This window comes from Stenomitos rutilans (assembly GCF_059505485.1).
Genome location: NZ_JCACKR010000035.1, coordinates 102,082 through 119,558 on the forward strand (window position 1 = coordinate 102,082; position 17,477 = coordinate 119,558).

Below are 17,477 nucleotides of genomic sequence, written 5' to 3' on the forward strand. Positions count from 1 at the left end.
TTAAGCAAATGGTTTCTGCTCCAGTTTTCCTCACTACTCCAGTTTTCCTCACTACTCCAGTTCTACTCACTACTCCAGTTCTACTTTGGAATTGGGTTCGCTGTCATCTCACTGCCAAATCTTGCCCAGCGGCGTGATCAAGCAGCCACCAGAGTTCGCCTTGTGGTTGAATGAGGCGCGCAGGATAGGTGGTCTCATCCGCGATGGGTGCAAAGATTTGATCCAGGGCAGGGCGTTTGCTGGCCCCCGAAACGAGAAAGAGGACATTGTGGGCGTGATTAATGAGTGGGGCTGTAAAGGTCACGCGCGGCTGTCCATCTTTATTGCCAACGGTAATAAGGTGGTCATGCACTTGCAGTGCTTCTGTATGCGGAAACAACGATGCGGTATGCCCATCATCCCCAATCCCCAGCAAAATGAGGTCAAAACGGGGAAACTCTCCTGGTTGAAGCTGAAAAAATTGTTGCAGTTCGCGCTCATGCTGACTGGCAGACACCGCTGGATCAGCATTTGCTGTAGGCATGGGGTGAATATTCTCAGGCGGAAAAGCCACTTTATCTAGCCAGGCATGACGGGCCATGCCTTCGTTGCTGTCGGGATGGGTGGCTGGCACATACCGTTCGTCACCCCAAAAGACGTGGATATGATCCCACGGTAGGGATTGCGTGGCGAGTTGCTTATACAGAGGGTTGGGAGTGCTGCCGCCTGCAAGAGCGATCGTGCAACGCCCCCGTGCTGCGATCGCAGCCTGTAGCTTATCCACCACGATCGTCAACCCTCGCTGAATTAAGGCATCTTTATCGGGCAGCACTTCGACAATTTTATTCATAGTTTCAGCTACTCAATTCCGTCGAGAGATTCAACTCCGTAGTCTACTATAGGAGGTTGCTGAAGCAGTTTCAGTTAACTGCCCATCAAATCTATATAGAAGCTGATGAAAACATTTAACGCCTCGCCCCTGACTGCCCTCATTCTTAAAATTGTTGGTATGGTGCTGATTGTGCTCTACCTGCTGGATTGCGTCATCGTACTTTCGGCTGCAAAGTTTCAAGATAGCCAATGGCTATTTACGACGACGACGCAGTTGATCGATCGCGGCTTTGTTCCCATGATGGGCTTCGGCTTCTTGTTCATCGGCTTTTGGGTAGAAAATGCCCTGGAGACACCTAGCAGTGTGGAACGTTCACGCGGGCTAAAGCTAGGGGCAGCGTTGCTAGCGAGCCTGCTTGGGTTAGTGTTCCTATTACTCATTCCCCTCAGCGTCAGTGCCACCAATACAGCGGCAGACGATCAGTTAAAGCAAATTACTCAGGATGCCAGCAGAGCAGAAAGCCAGATCGACAGTCAGGTGCAGCAACTGAATGCGCAGATTGATGCTCAGTCTAGCCAGATCGATCAGTTAATTCAAAGTGGTCAGCTTCAAGGGGCACAGTTGGCACAAGCGAAGCAAAAACTGGATCAGCTTCAGAAGTTCAAATCTGACCCCAAGGCACTGGAGGCACAGATTGCCCCTGAGCGTGATCAGAAATTGACGCAGATTCGTGATAATAAGCGGAAGCTCGAAACGCAGGTAAACGATAACAAGCTGCGATCGGGCATGCGCAGCGGTATTGCCAGCCTCATACTGGCGATCGGGTATGCCATCATCGGTTGGACTGGATTGCGGTATCTGTTATCAGCTCAGAATCAACGTAACGTCCCCTCGACCTAACGGCCTTTGCTTTGATCGGTGCTGGTTGATCAAACATCAAATGGTAAGAGGTCATGGCGAAGAGGGATGGGTTTGATTAATGAAGTCAGCTCATCCTTAGATATATGAGCTGTTTGGAGTGCGCAGTCATGACAAAATTAATCGTCGCGTGCGATACCGAATCGCCGTAGGGTATTCTGGTGATCAGCACCATCTCTGTCGATCGTCCTGATGTGGTCGTCCTATCTGGTCGTTGCACGGGTTCGCAACCGATAGGCAGCGGCACCATAGATAGATTGCTCCTTGAGAGCAATTACAGCTCTTCAGCACGGTTACGTCGATCGTCTTTTTCCAGCAATATTCCTTTACATAGTTGTTACAATTTCAATCAGAGGTTGACTTAAAGAAATGTTTCTTAGCGCTTGTCGCTAACCGTTTCTGATTATTCATTAGATAGATTCAACTAGCGTTTCAGGCTGATCGCCACACCAATTTTGGTCTTTTTGAATCGTCAGCGTTATTACAGTTTCCGCCGCCAACTACAGGAGAGTGGGTGACCCGTGATCCAACGCCTCAAGCAAGACCTTAAAAACGACCTGATTGCAGGGTTGCTGGTCGTGATTCCTCTAGCAACCACGATCTGGCTGACGATTACAATCGCCAGTTGGGTCGTCAACTTTTTGACCCGCATTCCCAAGCAGCTCAATCCCTTTGACGGTCTCAACCCGATTCTGGTGAATCTCCTGAATCTGTTGGTGGGCTTGACCGTGCCGTTGCTGTCCATTTTGATCATCGGCTTGATGGCGCGGAACATTGCCGGACGTTGGCTGTTGGACTTTGGTGAACGGGTGCTGCAAGCCATTCCGTTGGCAGGTTCGGTGTACAAAACCTTGAAGCAGCTTTTAGAAACTCTCCTGAAAGACACTAGTGGCAAATTTCGACGGGTGGTTTTGGTGGAATACCCACGAGAGGGCGTTTGGTCGTTAGGGTTCGTTACAGGCGTTTTAAGCGGCGAATTTCAGTCACGCTTTACCAGCCCGATGCTGGGCGTGTTTATTCCCACAACCCCGAACCCGACGACAGGTTGGTATGCCGTTGTGCCAGAGGAAGCCGTGATCAATCTTTCTATGCCGATCGAAGAAGCGTTCAAAGTCGTGATTTCAGGCGGCATTGTTTCCCCTGAGTCGTCAGCCATGTCGTCGCTACCGGCTTCTAGTAAGCGTACGTTAGACCTCTTTCCTGACCAGGGGCGGCAGGCGATCGCGCTAGAAGAAGACCTGTGGGAAAGTTAAGAAGAAAGGATGAAGGCTAAAGTATGAAGGATAACGAGTGCAACCATGCCATGTTCTAAACAAATTTAGCTTGCGACAGGACGGGCCAGCCCGCCCATTCGCTTTCTACGCTTTTAGGACTCACGCATTTGCCCCCAAGCCCCCAGAATGGGGACTTGGGGGCGAAAGATGACCGCTCTTGCGTAAGTCCTGGCTTTAAAGCATTCACTTTATCCTTAAGCCTTCATCCTTTATCCTTCCCTATGCAAGCCCGTCGAATTGCCCGTGAACTAGCGCTGCTGAGTATTAGCCAGCTTCCTGCTAAGCAAGAACGTTTGGAGTTGCAGCAGCTTCAAAATGTGGTGGTGGCAGCAGTACGGACGCTCACCACTGAAGCGCAAGATGCTCTAGAAACCGCGTCGGCTGAACTGCAACAGGGAAGCGCTCGTTTGTTGACCAGCGAAACCCGTGCAGCGGATGTTGAGAGTGCTAGAGCAATGGTCAATGAGGCGATCGCGCTCACTCAGACAGCCATCAACCGTCTGGGCGTCTCAATGGAGGTGCCTGAGTTCATTCAACTGGCAAACCAGCAGGATGTGCGTCATTACACGCTTGAAATTATTGGCAAGCTGAAAGCCAATCGAGACGAGATTGATCAAATTTTGTCTACAGCCCTGGTCGATTGGCAGCTTTCACGCCTTGCCTGGATCGATCGGGATATTCTTCGGATCGCAGTGACCGAGATTCTCTTTTTGGGCGTGCCCGATCGGGTTGCCGTCAACGAAGCGGTAGAGCTAGCCAAGCGGTACAGCGGCGACGACGGGCATCGTTTTATTAACGGTGTGCTGCGCCGAGTGATGGATCAGCTTAAGTCGACGAAGCAACCGATGTAGGGAGTGGGGGAAGAATGAGGGATGAAGGATAAGGGCTAAAAGCTGATAGCTGACCGCTTCATAAACTCAAAGGCTGACGGTTGACGGCTGACCAATGTTGCGAAACGCAGCAAGGAAAAGCTTTGTCGTTTTAGCTATGGGCTTTTCAACCATTTTTCCCTACAGTTGAATCAGCACGGTTGAGTAGAGTCGATCTGGCGATCGGTGTGGTCATTTGTTGTCAGCGATCGCGGTCAGGCGATCGGAGTCAATCGCACTAAGATCGATTTCAACTCAAGTCTGTAAGCTCAACGCTGTCGTTCCAACTCGCATCATATTCAGGTAAAGGCAATGACGTTTGACTGGTTTCGTCGGCAATACGACCCTAAAACTGAGGATACTCAAGCCGCAGAACCAGAGCCAGTGCAGCCAGAAGCGGCTAATGAAGAGGAGCCAGTTGTTGCTGAAGCTTACCTGAACTGGGCAAAAGCGGCGTATCAAAATATCCAGAAGCGGCAGCAAACAGAGCCAGTAGAGGCTGTAGACGAATCTACTGAGGCGATCGAGCCAGAAATTACTGAGGTAGCAACGGTTGATGAGGCGATCGTTGCTGTAGAACCTCTGACAACAGAAGCCGTCGTCTCTGAAGTCGAACCGATTGTCTCAGAAACCACGTCTGAGACCGTCTCAACGGCACCTCTGCCTTTCTGGGCGCAAGCAGAAGCCGAGCGGCTGGAGCGATTAGAACGGCTCAAAGAAACCGCGATTGTCGCACCAGAGCCAGAAGCCGCGATCGCTTCTCCAGACACCACCCCAACCCCCGCCCCTGCTGAGACCCCTGCTGAGCCTGAGTTTGTCTTAGACGAAGGCTTTCTCTGGTCATCGGAGGTGCTGGCAGCGCAGGGGCGGCGACCCGATCAGGTGTCGCTCGAAGAAATCACCTGGCTGAAGCGGCTACGGCAAGGCTTAGACAAAACGCGACGAGGGCTGATCAACCAACTGCGGGCGATCGTCGGGCAGGGGCCGCTCAACGAAGATGCCGTGATGGAGATCGAATCCGTCCTGCTGCAAGCGGACGTGGGCGTGGCGGCAACCGATGCCATTATTGAGGCACTGCAAAGCAAGCTACGACAGGAAACCTTACCGCCAGATGCGGCTCTTACTTACCTGAAGCAAATTCTGCGCGATATGCTGGATGCCCCGCTAGAAAACGCTAAAAGCCGCTTCTTTGCACCCGAAGATGACACCCTCAACATCTGGCTGATTACGGGAGTCAACGGTGCGGGCAAAACCACGACGATCGGCAAACTCGCTCACATTGCCCAAAAGTCTGGTTACAACTGTTTGATCGCCGCCGCTGACACCTTCAGGGCGGCCGCAGTGGAACAAGTCAAAGTGTGGGGCAGTCGTAGCGGTGTCGAAGTGATCGCCAATCCGGGGCAAAATACCGATCCCGCTGCTGTAGTCTTTGATGCGATCGCGGCTGCCCAATCACGCGATACCAACTTACTGCTGGTGGACACAGCAGGGCGGTTGCAAAATAAGAAAAACCTGATGGACGAACTTAGCAAGATTCGCCGCATCATCGACAAAAAATCAGAAAATGCGGTCGTTGAGTCCCTGCTGGTGTTGGATGCTACGCTTGGGCAAAACGGTCTGCGTCAGGCTGAAGTCTTTTCCGAAGCCGCCCAGCTTAGCGGAGTCATTCTGACCAAGCTCGACGGTACTGCCAAAGGTGGCATTGCGCTGGCGATCGTTCAACAACTTGGTCTACCCATCCGCTTCATTGGTGCTGGAGAAGGTATCGAAGACCTACGACCGTTTTCTAGCTATGAGTTTGTTGAAGCGCTGTTGAATGGATAAGAGGGTAAAAGGCAGAAGGCAGAAGTTGTTGGTTGCTAGTCGTTGGTTATTAGAGGCAAGCTGGACAGATGAGCCTTGAAAGCTAATGGCTGACCGCTGATAGCAAAAGGCAGGAATCGGAACTCAAAACTCAAAACTCTCTCCCTCACCCCTCACCCTTCCCAACAATTCACTAGAGTAAGTCAAAATCACGTTATCAATTGAGAGCTTATCTGCTAACGTTGGTAAACTATGCGCAGGTTTGGGCACCCATTCAAACGCTAGGACACCTACCGACGGTTCTAGAGACTTATCGCTAGAATCATCTGCACAATGCAACAGCCTGCTCTCGCGGTGATCGTTTGTTCACCTTGATCTCAAATGACTGCTGTGCCTCTTCCTCGACAGCCATCACAACGACCGGATGCTGGAACGACTCCGCCTTCAGTAACGAATCTGCCTGCCACGGAAGGTGCGCGCGATCGACTGCCTGCACGTTCTCCTAGTGGCGGTACCGTTGGCGCAGGTGCAGGAGGTAGCACGCCTGAAATTACGCCAGTTTTTGCGCTGAAAGAATTGGTGGCGCGACTTAACCGTGAGCAGCACAAAATTCAAGATTTGCTCAGTTCGCTGGGCTTTGCACTCCGGAGCTTCAACAACCTCAATCAGTTTTTAGAGCTGATTCCCCTGATGGCGAGCCGGGTCACTGACAGTGATGGAGGCGCACTGTTGCTGTTTAAACCGAACGGACAGGTGCGTTTAGAACGACTGCATTGTCAAGATAGCCGTTGGTGTCAGGACATTCGCAAGGCGCTGGAAACGGCAACGCGACAGGTTACGTCTTCCCTGCCTCCCACGGCTGCTGGAGAGGCGATCGCGCTTACACCCAGTACGATTGCTACGCTCGATCATCAGGTTAGTCATTATTTGGGCGCTGGGGTGCAGCTGTTTGGCACAGCCATTCTCGTAAAGAACACTGAGCGCGGACGGCTGTATGTCTTTAGCCGCGACCCGCAATATAACTGGACTGAAACCCGACAGAAGCTTGTGCGATTGGTGGCTGATCAGACGGCAGTGGCGATCGAAAACGATGAGCTTACCGTTGAACTCCGCAAGAAAGAACGTCTCGATCGTGAGCTTGAAATTGGAGCCGAGATTCAACTGCGTCTCCTGCCGCGATCGTGTCCTAAAATTCAGGGCGTTGAACTGGCCGCCCGGTGCCAATCTGCCAATCGAGTTGGGGGCGATTTTTACGACTTTATTCCTGCTAGCTACGACCAGATTCGGTCTAAAAAAGATGGTGGCAGTGAAGGCGGACGATGGAGTGTGGCGATCGGGGATGTGATGGGCAAAGGCGTGCCTGCGGGTCTCATCATGACCATGACACGGGGTATGCTGCGAGCAGAAGTCCTGAACGGACACTCACCTGCTCGTATTCTGCAACACTTAAACCGCGTCATGTACGCCGATCTGGAAAACTCCAATCGTTTCGTCACGCTGTTTTATTCGGAATACAACCCCCAGACCCGGCTGCTATCTTACAGCAATGCCGCGCATAACCCACCGCTACTGTGGCAAGCGGCTACGAAAACAATCCGACGGTTGGATACCCTTGGCATGTTGATCGGACTAGATGCCGATACCCACTATCAAGATGCCCAGGTTCAGCTTCAGGCCGGCGACACGCTGATCTATTACACCGATGGATTTACCGATGCCGCCAACCAGAGCGGTGAGCGGTTTGATGAGGAGAACCTGACACAAGCCTTCCAATGGGCATGCCAACACTGCGAACACCCACAAGCCATCCTGGAGTACCTGTTCAGCCAGGTGCAAAAATTTACGGGCACGGCGAACCGCAATGTGGATGATATGACGCTGATCGTGATGAAGGTCAAAGGTGAGGCAGATTAGCAGTTAGCGGTCAGCGTTTCTCTGATGCTGTTGATCAGTTCAAAGGGGGCACATAGCGATCGTGAGCGGGTTCGGACGATCGCCCCTACCAACTTTTCATGTCGTTTGTTCGCGGTGATACGACATGCAACGATCGGGATGGGCGATGCTAACCAGACCAAACGGCTGAACCAGCGATCGACATGAGGTGCAAGCTGACGGCTGATCGCTGACCGCTACTTGCTGCAATGGAGAGTAAGGGATGGACACATGGATTCGTGACTTACCCAAGGCTGAGTTACACATTCATATTGAGGGATCACTGGAACCGGAATTGATGTTTGCGATCGCTCAGCGCAACCAGATTGCTCTGCCCTACCCCTCAGCGGTGGCAGTTCGCGATGCCTATCAATTTAGTAACTTACAGTCGTTTCTGGATATTTACTATGCCGGGGCAGGGGTGCTGCTGCACGAACAAGATTTTTACGACATGACCTGGGCGTATTTGGAGCGATGCGCGGCGCAGAATATTCGCCATACCGAGATTTTCTTTGATCCACAAACGCATACCGATCGGGGTGTTCCGTTTGCCACTGTCATCAATGGCATTTACCAGGCGCTGGTCGATGGCAAGCAGCTAGGCGTTTCGTCGCAGTTGATTTGTAGCTTTCTCAGGCATCTTAGCGCCGAGTCGGCAATGGCAACACTAGAGCAGGCGATGCCATTTCAAGATTGGTTAGTGGGTGTGGGGCTGGATTCGTCTGAGATGGGTCATCCCCCCGTTAAGTTTCAGGCCGTGTTCGATCGGGCACGCGCAGAAGGCTTTCTCACAGTGGCGCATGCGGGAGAAGAAGGGCCACCGGAGTATATCTGGCAGGCTTTGGAACTCTTGAAGGTGTCGCGGATTGATCATGGTGTGCGGTGCCTGGAAGATCCAAAACTGGTGGCTTATCTGGCAGAACGCCAAATTCCCCTCACGGTTTGCCCACTCTCGAATGTCAAACTCTGCGTTTTTGATGACATGGCAACGCACAATTTGAAGCAACTGCTGGCGGCTGGGCTGTGTGTGACCGTCAATTCAGATGACCCAGCGTACTTTGGCGGGTACCTTGCCGAGAATTTTCAGGCGATTCGAGATCATCTGGCACTCACCGTAACTGAGATGCATCAATTAAGCCGCAATGGCTTTCAAGCCGCATTTCTATCACCTGAAGCGAAGGCGACGCTCTTAGCTGAGGTCGATCGCTTTATGGCAACAGCAGGCCGCGCGATCGGCAACCTGTCCTAACGTCAGTAGGGATGCTGCCAGACTGATGTGTATTCGCGTGTCCGATCGCCAGGATTGTTTTCTGGTATCCTTTCAGTCTTGTAAGATAAACGTGCACGCTGGTTTGCATTTATTAGAAAGGGGAGAGAGGGGCAATGGTCATTAGCTTGATACCCGATGTCGTGACTTGGTTTGTGGAACCAACCTACTGGCTTGATACATCCTGGGTTGACGCATCCTGGCTTAATGTCTTACAACCAGCCCACTGGCACTTGCCGATCGACCTGGCAGCGATGGGCGACAAACAAATACAGGTTGATCTAGCAGGTGATGTGCAAAAAGCCTTCAATAACTTTGTCAAAACAGGGCAGGTCTGGGCTTTTCTGATTGGTATTATTTTTGGCTATTTTGTCAAAACGTTTACGTCTTTTGGCTAAGCAACTCATTTATTTTAGAAGCACGTCTTCGGCAGAGGCATAAAGCGCTTTTGTAATCGTTATCTGGGTAACGTTCGTCAGACCAAAACCTCGGAGGTTTAGCGACGACATTGAATGACGATGCTTGATTCCTGAGCCAAACCTCCGAGGTTTGCGTCAGTCCTTTTGACCTCATCGTCAACGTGTTGTGATGTTCATGCATCCAAACGCCCAAAATCCATCTTTTTCATCACCCTGAGGATTGCCTTGAACCAAGACCTCTCTCAGACAGCCGCAAATCCCCCTTCCACCTGGAGCCAGCGCTTTGAGACGGCGCTACACCCCGCGATCGCTGTCTTTAACGCCAGCATTCGGTTCGACATCCAACTCATTGAATACGACCTGACGGGTTCGCAAGCGCATGCACGGATGCTGGCGCACACAGGCATCATTCCAGCGGCTGAAGGAGAGCAGTTGGTGAACGGGCTGGAACAGGTACGGCAAGAGTACCGCCAGGGGTTGTTTATTCCCGGTGTGGAGGCGGAAGATGTGCATTTTGCGGTGGAACGTCGTCTCACCGAAATTGTGGGGGATGTGGGCAAAAAGCTCCACACGGCTCGATCGCGCAATGACCAGGTAGGCACAGATACGCGCCTGTATCTGCGCGACCAGATCCAACAGATTCGTCAGCGGGTGCGATCGTTCCAGTCGATCTTAGTGACGCTGGCAGACCAGCACGTCGAAACGCTGATCCCTGGCTATACCCACCTGCAACGGGCACAGCCGCTTAGTCTGGCTCATCATCTGTTGGCCTATTTTGAAATGAGCCAGCGCGACTGGGAACGGCTCGGCGAAATCTATCAGCGAGTGAACATCTCGCCGCTCGGTTCGGGTGCGCTAGCTGGGACGACCTTTCCCATCGATCGCCACTACACGGCTGAACTACTCAACTTTGGCGGGGTCTACGCGAATAGCCTGGATGGAGTGAGCGATCGTGACTTTGCGATCGAATTTCTTTGTGCAGCCAGCCTCATCATGGTGCATCTCAGTCGCCTGTCCGAAGAAGTGATCCTGTGGGCATCGGAAGAGTTTGGCTTTGTCACCCTCAAAGATAGCTGCTCTACAGGCTCTAGCATCATGCCGCAGAAGAAGAATCCAGATGTGCCGGAACTGGTACGTGGCAAAACGGGTAGAGTGTTTGGGCACCTTCAAGGCTTGTTGGTGCTGATGAAAGGCTTGCCTCTTGCCTACAACAAAGATTTACAGGAAGACAAAGAAGCCCTCTTTGATGCGGTTGTCACGGTGCAAGGGTGTCTGGAAGCCATGACCATTCTGCTGGGAGAAGGGCTGGAGTTTCGCGTGACCCGGCTACAAGAAGCAGTGAATGAGGACTTTTCTAACGCAACGGATGTGGCAGATTACCTGGCAGGCAAAAGCGTGCCCTTCCGGGAAGCCTACAATCTGGTTGGTAAAGTTGTGAAGACCTCTCTGTCTCAAGGCAAACTGCTGAAAGATCTGACGCTAGAGGAATGGAAAGCCATCCATCCTGCGTTTGAATCAGATATCTACGCTGCGATCGCGCCTGCACAGGTCGTCTCTGCCCGCAACAGCTACGGGGGCACAGGATTCGCTCAGGTACGGCAGGCGCTGCAAAACGCTAAAGCAACGCTCGGTTCGTGATTCTAGCGCAATGTCTCACCCACTTCAGCATGGGCAGGTTTTCTTTAGCCCCGGTTGCCACTTCAGCTACCGCGTCATTGGGCCTTGCTGTCGCCTGTTCGATCGTGAACAGCTACCCTGGCCTTGCTGTCGCCTTCAGTGGCGCGGCAAAGAACCAAGCTGGCGGCGGATTGGCAAACGCTTCATTGTAGATCTGGCGACTAAAAAGCATCCCTCCTACAGCGTCGAGATTTTAGGACAGGGCTTGCAGGAACCGATCATCATTACCCTTTACGCTGTCAACTTACCGGATGCTACGAGGAACTGGTGGCACAGCGATCGACCAGAGCAGCACCAGCCTGTGCCTGGTCAAGCATACCAGTCCACACTCCGCATCAAAATGGCTTGATCCAATGATCGAGACCGCTTCAGCTAGCCAAAAGATCGCTCGACCGAGTGCAGAAACTACGGGACTTAGCTCAAAGACTGCTCAACTCAGTTTTGGGACTGCTCGATCAGGTAAAAAGATGGCTCGACTGAGTGCATGGATAGCTCAACTGAGCAAAAAGCTGGCTCGACCAGGTATAGAACTGGCCTGACTCAGCCCAAAGCTTGCTCGACTGAGTGCTGGGATGGCTCAAGCTAATAAAAAGCTGACTCGACTGAGTGCCGGGATAGCTCGACCCGGCAAAAAGCTCGATCGACTGAGTGCAGAGATGGCTTAACTCAGCTTCAAGATAACTCGACTCACTGCAAAGATGGCTCGACCAGTTAAAAAGATGGCTCGACCCAATTCGGAATGTGCTGGAGCCACTTTTTTCATTTCTCATCCCACTGCAAAGCGGAAGCAAGCTACATCCCTCCCTTGTCCGATCGCCCCTCTCCAACCGACAATGGAAGGTAATGAACAGGAGAGAGATGTGAGTCAGTCATTCGATTACGATTTGGTCATCATTGGAGCTGGAGTTGGTGGGCACGGAGCGGCCATCCACGCGGTAAGCTGCGGGCTGAAAACAGCCGTTATCGAAGCTGCCGATATGGGTGGCACCTGTGTCAATCGAGGCTGTATTCCCTCTAAAGCGCTTCTGGCAGCATCGGGACGGGTGCGCGAGTTACAAGACGCACCTCACCTCAAAGCACTGGGCATTCAATTAGGCGATGTGGCGTTCGATCGACAAGCGATCGCAGACCACGCCAACAGCATTGTCACCAAACAGCGAGAAGCGCTCATCGGTAGCCTCAAGCGGTTGGGCGTAGACACGATTCACGGCTGGGGCAAAATTGCCGGAGTGCAAAAGGTGTCGGTTGCTACGAAAGACGGCGAAAAGACCATCACCGCGAAAGATATTATGCTGGCACCGGGTTCTGTACCCTTTGTGCCACCGGGTATTGAAATAGACGGCAAGACGGTCTTTACCAGTGACGATGCTGTACGGTTAGAATCCTTGCCGTCCTGGATTGCGATCGTGGGCAGTGGCTACATTGGCCTGGAGTTTGCCGACGTATACTCGGCACTGGGCTGCGAAATTACCCTCATCGAAGCGCTCGACCAACTCATGCCGGGATTCGACCCCGATATTGCCAAACTTGCCCAACGCGTGCTCATCACCCCCCGCGACATCGAAACGAAAGTCGGTGTGCTGGCAAAACGCATTACACCCGGTTCGCCAGTCGTGATTGAACTGGCAGATGTCAAAGCCAAGGAGACTGTGGAAGTCCTGGAAGTCGATGCTTGCCTGGTTGCCACTGGACGAGTACCGCTGACCAAAGAGCTGGGGCTAGATTCAGTCGGCGTAGAAACCGTGCGGCCGGGCTATATCCCCATCAACGACCACATGGCTGTTCTTGTAGGTGGTGAACCTGTTCCCCATCTCTGGGCGATCGGCGATGCAACGGGCAAACTCATGCTGGCTCATGCGGCCTCTGCTCAGGGCGTAGCAGCGGTAGAAAATATCTGCGCTCGTCCCCGTGCGGTTGACTACCACAGCATTCCCGCAGCCGCATTCACCCATCCCGAAATTGGTTTCGTGGGCTTGACGGAACCCGCCGCGAAGGAAAAAGGTAAAGCAGAGGGCTTTGAAATTACCGCTGTTCGCACCTACTTTAAGGGCAACGCAAAAGCGATCGCGGAAGGCGAAACCGAAGGCGTGGCAAAAGTGATTTACCGTCAGGATACGGGCGAAGTGCTGGGTGTTCACATCTTTGGGCTACATGCCTCTGACCTCATCCAGGAAGCGGCAAACGCGATCGCCCAACGGCAAACCGTGCAAGACCTCGCGTTCCTGGTGCATGCCCATCCCACGCTGTCGGAAGTGCTGGATGAAGCGTACAAGCGGGCGGTGACGGTGCATTAGGGAAGAAGGGAGTGGGGAATGGGGAGTAGAGAGTGGGGGGAAGCTGCAAGCCAAAACAACTTCGTGCAGCAGATTCGGGTGATGTATGGATTCCCGTGAGCGTCGCAGACTGATTTCTATTAAAGCTTCTGCTAATCGGCAGCGCCGTAATCGCGCCCTGCTGCTCGAATCGCTTTCCCCATCGATCTCGGCGACACTGCGTACTGCTCGATGTGTTTATACTCCTGAATCCGACCTGGTGATTGCAGGCTTCTTACCCATTTCTGCATTAGGTATTAGGAGCGGCACTCAAACTCGCTCTGTTCATTACTGTCCAGTTTATTACAGCTTTACTAAGGTTGCTTGCTCCCAAAAGGCGCTCACTTTCGTTCAACAGATTGATGGTGTAGCTCCCAACACACTCTCCTATTTGTCCATTGGTACGGTTGGTAAATATCCAGCATTCGTTGTCGAAGCTGGTTGGGCACAGAGCGTATTTAGTTATCTGTGGTCGATCGCCGATGATTTTATCGCTGTTGTTGGATGCCAATTTGAGTTTGGAATGGTCATTGACCACTACTGCGGTTATTTGGAAGATGACTACAATTCAAATGAAATTGTGTACGAAGTTGCTAGGTGGTTAAATTTTGCATAGCTTTGACAGACCTCCTGACCGTTGAGAGCGGTCGGGTGATGCAGGCATCGTCTGTAGCGGTTAGCGAATAGATGTGGGTCGCTCAAGATGCAATTGGGCGTGAGAAGTTAGACGCTTAATTCAAAGCCCTCTTCCCTGCCCCTTAAAAATCGTGTCAATTTTGTGCGGCTTGGCACATTTCTTCCCCGTACCTTTCCAGACTTAGGTTACGCTATCAAGAGCATTATCTATTCCCTCTATCGAGCAATGGTCAAGCATTGTTTCGATCGCCCATCCTGTTCCCTTCGCGTTCAAGCCACCGATGCAGATCCGTCGTCGCCCACCGAATCCTGCGGTTTCCGTGCAGGAGTTACGCTACCAGGTAAAAGTTCCTGATGCGGCCCCTCGCCATATTTTGGAGGAAATTGTTTGGCAGAAAGAGGCAGAAGTTGCCCAACTGCGCGATCGCGTGCCTCTATTAGAGCTGCAAAAACAAGTCAAAGATTTGTCGCCGCCCCGCTCATTCTTGCAGGCGCTTCAGGAGAGTAAAACCCGTCCCGCTGTCATCGCTGAGGTGAAGAAAGCATCTCCTAGCAAGGGGATTATCCGAGAAGACTTTGATCCCGTTGCGATCGCCCGTTCCTACGAGCAAGGGGGTGCAACCTGCCTCTCGGTCTTAACGGATCAAAAATTCTTTCAGGGTAGTTTTGATTATCTTGCCCAGATCCGCGCCGTGACCCAGTTGCCGCTGCTGTGCAAAGAATTTGTCATTTACCCTTATCAGATGTATCTGGCACGGGTCAACGGGGCTGACGCAGTGCTGCTCATTGCGGCGATTTTGTCGGATAAAGACCTCCAGTATTTTCTGAAGATTGCCGCAGCGCTAGAGATGACAGCTCTGATTGAGGTACATACGCTAGCTGAACTTGATCGCGTACTGGCGCTGGATGGCGTTAACCTGATTGGGATCAACAACCGCAATCTAGAGGATTTTTCGGTCGATTTACAAACCACGCGCCGCTTGCTGGGCGATCGTCGAGAACAGTTGCGATCGCGCGATATTCTGGTTGTCAGTGAATCTGGTCTTTACACGGCTGACGATTTACAGTTTGCTGCAACGGCTGGTGCAAGTGCGGTACTGGTGGGCGAAGCGCTGATGCGCCAACCTGACCCAGGCTTGGCACTTACACAACTTGTCTCTGGAGCAGCCAGTGCTTCAGACACAACTGACGTTTCTTAGCAGGGCGTCATCGGATGTCAGGCGAGTGTACAGCCTGCTTGCATAACCGCTCTAACGCTGGCCTCGAGCCTTTTGCTCGGTTGATTCACGCTATAAGGTAATCAGGTTTCATGGAACCCATTCCTCTTCCATCTCATATTCACTACGAGCTTCTGCTTCAGCTTCTAGAGCGACAGACAATGGCTGCTGTGGGTCGTCAATCGCCTTCTCAGGCTCAAGTACACCAACTCATCATCACGCTTCGTAAAGCACTGGCGCTTCAGAAGCAACTAGAAGAAGACTGCGAGCGCCATCACTTACCGATCGAATACCGCTGGTCGCTCAACAACCTCACGACTGAGCAAGCCCTGTCTGAAGCAATCCTTAGTCTACAAAAAGAGTAGCGCCTGAGCGACAGAACGCTTCAGGGCTATATACGTTGCCAGCGCTTTGGCTGTTGACGGAAGCAAGGACAGGGTGCGATCGTGCATCCGCAAATTGTTGCAAACGGTATCACTTACGGTGGCGATTATGCACTTAATCCATTACTTTAGATTCAATCTAGCGTCGGTCTGGTGCCTTTGAGGTGATGGATGATCAACGCTGGCTTCAGGGCTTGTTCTCAAACAGCTACGTCTGAAGTTGCTCAAGAAGGCGCTTAAAGTGTTGAATCGTGGAGCCTGAACCCGGCTCATCGTTTTCGGGAGGTCCTGTGTGTCTGAACCGAATCTAGCCTGTAGTTCTTTGCTGTCGGAGGGTAGACACTCTGACGATAAGAGCCTGCTGGATACTGTCGCGCTCAATGCCGGAGCCACCCGTGCGATCGGCGGAGCAGACTGCGTTCAGAGCACAGAGTTGTTGAAATGCTACTTAGAGACCTGGGTTGCCGCTCATCAAGAAATTACCGCCATCGATCCTGGGTTTATCTCGACCCTCACCCAATACGCTGCTGCTGCGCTGGAGTCTCAGCGCCAACAATGGGAGCAAGAGCAAGCTGCGCTACAGACAGAATTGGGGCAGTCGCGATCGCTCTCCCATGAGCAAATTGAACGCATTCGCCATCTAGAACAAGCGCTTGACCAGTCGGTCAGTACGTTACGCGAAATGCGGCTGCAAGTCGTTGATCAGCACCTCCTCGAAGCTCAGCTTGCCTCGACGGAAGAAATCTCTAACATTCAGCAGCAGGCGATCGGGCGCTTAAAGCTACAGTTGGCGCAACAGCAGCAGGCATTGAGCGTGCAGTTGATTGAGATGCAAACGCGCGATCGATCTTTGCAGGCGCTTTTGCACACGATGGAAGCGCTCAACCAGATGCAACAGCAGGCACTAGAGCAGTTGCAGACCCAGCTTGTGAGCGATCGTACAGAGGTGGAGGCGCACCAACACCAACTGGAGGAACGGTTGGTGTTGGTGCAAGCAACGATACACACACCGTCGTCGCGCACCGAATCACAACGGCTTGAAACTCAGGCATTGTCTGAAGGGTTAACCGCGCGGTTGGCAGAGGCGCACGCTCAAGTGAACGAACTCTCTCTCATTCTCAACGATCGCCAGATGGCGCTCAGGCAACTTGAGGGTGAGCTACAGCAGGCGCAGCTAACCTTACAAGAGCAGCAGACATTGCTGGTTCGTCTGCAACAGGCTCCTGCACACAACCGCACAACAGGTACGATCGCGGCTCCAGTCAATGCGGCTGCGGGAGATGCTTCAGCCGTGACACCGGATTTAGCGACTGCCCATGCCAAAATTGCGGCACTGGAAGCACAGGCCGCTAAGCAGACGACCGCTCAAGCCATGCTTAGACATGCGTGCCAGGAACTTGAAGAAGAGCGCGATCGCCAACAGGCTCGCATTGCAGAACTGGAAAGCCAGACCAATGATATGCAAGAGCAAATCTTACGGCAGGCGCAGCAAGCCAGTGAGTATGAAACCGCGATTCAACATTGGAAAGACCGTTGCTTCAGTGGTCAAAGTGGTGTGCTCAACCTGAAAGTTCTCCTGGAAAAAGCTTTACCAGATCCCCCGGCTGAGTTATCAGCGGCACTAGCGGCTCTATTAATAGCCGTTGAGGAAACCATCGAACCTGGTGGCCCAGGGCTACCGTCCAAAGCTTCTCTCATCCGTGAACCCAAAGTCGATTTACCAGACTTTCTGCTCCGCCGTCGCAACCACAAAACGCGGCGATCGTAATCCCAGTTGCCAAGAGCAAACCTCTACCACATCCATGCTTCTGCCTGCTGAATGGGCAGCTTAATCATCAATTCACCACACCCAAGACCCTAAGCCCAAGACCCTAAGCCCAAGACCCGTCTTGATGCAACTGTGACTAGGGCAAACGCACACGTTTCTTCATTTTTTAGTAACTGGATTAGATTGAGACA

The 17,477-nt window shown here is 52.5% G+C and carries 16 protein-coding genes; 15 read left to right on the plus strand and 1 reads right to left on the minus strand.

Annotated elements, in window-relative coordinates:
• Window positions 1-103: 103 nt before the first annotated feature.
• Complete coding sequence (gene pgl, locus AC5JLP_RS06015) at window positions 104-829, minus strand: 6-phosphogluconolactonase (RefSeq protein WP_496067012.1); 726 nt, start codon at window positions 827-829, stop codon at window positions 104-106.
• 105 nt (window positions 830-934) lie between these two features.
• Here pgl and AC5JLP_RS06020 point away from each other — a divergent pair, with 105 nt between their 5' ends.
• From AC5JLP_RS06020 to AC5JLP_RS06090, 15 genes are all read left to right on the plus strand, one after another.
• Complete coding sequence (locus tag AC5JLP_RS06020; protein ID WP_496067013.1) at window positions 935-1,711, plus strand: HpsJ family protein; 777 nt, start codon at window positions 935-937, stop codon at window positions 1,709-1,711.
• 539 nt (window positions 1,712-2,250) lie between these two features.
• Window positions 2,251-2,982, plus strand: a complete 732-nt coding sequence (locus AC5JLP_RS06025; RefSeq protein ID WP_496067014.1) for a DUF502 domain-containing protein — start codon at window positions 2,251-2,253, stop codon at window positions 2,980-2,982.
• A gap of 242 nt (window positions 2,983-3,224) precedes the next feature.
• Window positions 3,225-3,854 carry a transcription antitermination factor NusB gene (gene nusB / locus AC5JLP_RS06030; protein ID WP_496067015.1) on the plus strand — a complete coding sequence of 210 codons (630 nt, stop codon included), beginning with the start codon at window positions 3,225-3,227 and terminating at the stop codon, window positions 3,852-3,854.
• 330 nt (window positions 3,855-4,184) lie between these two features.
• Entirely contained in the window at window positions 4,185-5,696 is a 1,512-nt protein-coding gene (gene ftsY / locus AC5JLP_RS06035) for a signal recognition particle-docking protein FtsY (RefSeq protein WP_496067016.1), read from the plus strand.
• A 360-nt stretch (window positions 5,697-6,056) separates the two neighbouring features.
• Entirely contained in the window at window positions 6,057-7,589 is a 1,533-nt protein-coding gene (locus tag AC5JLP_RS06040; protein WP_496067017.1) for a PP2C family protein-serine/threonine phosphatase, read from the plus strand.
• 24 nt (window positions 7,590-7,613) lie between these two features.
• A complete protein-coding gene (locus AC5JLP_RS06045) occupies window positions 7,614-7,775 on the plus strand; it encodes a hypothetical protein (protein WP_496067018.1) in 162 nt (53 codons plus the stop codon).
• A 55-nt stretch (window positions 7,776-7,830) separates the two neighbouring features.
• Entirely contained in the window at window positions 7,831-8,856 is a 1,026-nt protein-coding gene (locus AC5JLP_RS06050; RefSeq protein ID WP_496067019.1) for an adenosine deaminase, read from the plus strand.
• A 134-nt stretch (window positions 8,857-8,990) separates the two neighbouring features.
• Window positions 8,991-9,272: a hypothetical protein gene (locus tag AC5JLP_RS06055; RefSeq protein ID WP_496067020.1), complete on the plus strand. Its 282-nt coding sequence runs from the start codon at window positions 8,991-8,993 to the stop codon at window positions 9,270-9,272.
• Between the two features lie 246 nt (window positions 9,273-9,518).
• Complete coding sequence (gene argH, locus AC5JLP_RS06060) at window positions 9,519-10,931, plus strand: argininosuccinate lyase (RefSeq protein WP_496067021.1); 1,413 nt, start codon at window positions 9,519-9,521, stop codon at window positions 10,929-10,931.
• A 10-nt stretch (window positions 10,932-10,941) separates the two neighbouring features.
• Window positions 10,942-11,319, plus strand: coding sequence for a DUF8632 family protein (locus AC5JLP_RS06065; RefSeq protein ID WP_496067022.1), 378 nt, complete (start codon window positions 10,942-10,944; stop codon window positions 11,317-11,319).
• Window positions 11,320-11,689: 370 nt separating this feature from the next.
• Window positions 11,690-13,264, plus strand: a complete 1,575-nt coding sequence (gene lpdA, locus AC5JLP_RS06070) for a dihydrolipoyl dehydrogenase (RefSeq protein ID WP_496067023.1) — start codon at window positions 11,690-11,692, stop codon at window positions 13,262-13,264.
• A gap of 85 nt (window positions 13,265-13,349) precedes the next feature.
• Window positions 13,350-13,898, plus strand: coding sequence for a hypothetical protein (locus tag AC5JLP_RS06075; RefSeq protein WP_496067024.1), 549 nt, complete (start codon window positions 13,350-13,352; stop codon window positions 13,896-13,898).
• A 301-nt stretch (window positions 13,899-14,199) separates the two neighbouring features.
• Window positions 14,200-15,117, plus strand: a complete 918-nt coding sequence (gene trpC / locus AC5JLP_RS06080; protein ID WP_496067025.1) for an indole-3-glycerol phosphate synthase TrpC — start codon at window positions 14,200-14,202, stop codon at window positions 15,115-15,117.
• Window positions 15,118-15,227: 110 nt separating this feature from the next.
• Window positions 15,228-15,500: a DUF5340 domain-containing protein gene (locus AC5JLP_RS06085; RefSeq protein ID WP_496067026.1), complete on the plus strand. Its 273-nt coding sequence runs from the start codon at window positions 15,228-15,230 to the stop codon at window positions 15,498-15,500.
• A 310-nt stretch (window positions 15,501-15,810) separates the two neighbouring features.
• On the plus strand, window positions 15,811-17,286 hold the full coding sequence (locus AC5JLP_RS06090; protein WP_496067027.1) for a hypothetical protein: 1,476 nt from the start codon (window positions 15,811-15,813) through the stop codon (window positions 17,284-17,286).
• Window positions 17,287-17,477: the final 191 nt, after the last annotated feature.

Bases quoted from the DNA above. Each gene is read 5' to 3' on its own strand.
- pgl (WP_496067012.1), bottom strand. From the start codon at position 829: ATGAATAAAATTGTCGAAGTGCTGCCCGATAAAGATGCCTTAATTCAG.
- AC5JLP_RS06020 (WP_496067013.1), top strand. From the start codon at position 935: ATGAAAACATTTAACGCCTCGCCCCTGACTGCCCTCATTCTTAAAATT.
- nusB (WP_496067015.1), top strand. From the start codon at position 3,225: ATGCAAGCCCGTCGAATTGCCCGTGAACTAGCGCTGCTGAGTATTAGC.
- ftsY (WP_496067016.1), top strand. From the start codon at position 4,185: ATGACGTTTGACTGGTTTCGTCGGCAATACGACCCTAAAACTGAGGAT.
- AC5JLP_RS06040 (WP_496067017.1), top strand. From the start codon at position 6,057: ATGACTGCTGTGCCTCTTCCTCGACAGCCATCACAACGACCGGATGCT.
- AC5JLP_RS06045 (WP_496067018.1), top strand. From the start codon at position 7,614: ATGCTGTTGATCAGTTCAAAGGGGGCACATAGCGATCGTGAGCGGGTT.
- AC5JLP_RS06050 (WP_496067019.1), top strand. From the start codon at position 7,831: ATGGACACATGGATTCGTGACTTACCCAAGGCTGAGTTACACATTCAT.
- AC5JLP_RS06055 (WP_496067020.1), top strand. From the start codon at position 8,991: ATGGTCATTAGCTTGATACCCGATGTCGTGACTTGGTTTGTGGAACCA.
- AC5JLP_RS06065 (WP_496067022.1), top strand. From the start codon at position 10,942: ATGTCTCACCCACTTCAGCATGGGCAGGTTTTCTTTAGCCCCGGTTGC.
- lpdA (WP_496067023.1), top strand. From the start codon at position 11,690: ATGGCTCGACCCAATTCGGAATGTGCTGGAGCCACTTTTTTCATTTCT.
- AC5JLP_RS06075 (WP_496067024.1), top strand. From the start codon at position 13,350: ATGGATTCCCGTGAGCGTCGCAGACTGATTTCTATTAAAGCTTCTGCT.
- trpC (WP_496067025.1), top strand. From the start codon at position 14,200: ATGCAGATCCGTCGTCGCCCACCGAATCCTGCGGTTTCCGTGCAGGAG.
- AC5JLP_RS06085 (WP_496067026.1), top strand. From the start codon at position 15,228: ATGGAACCCATTCCTCTTCCATCTCATATTCACTACGAGCTTCTGCTT.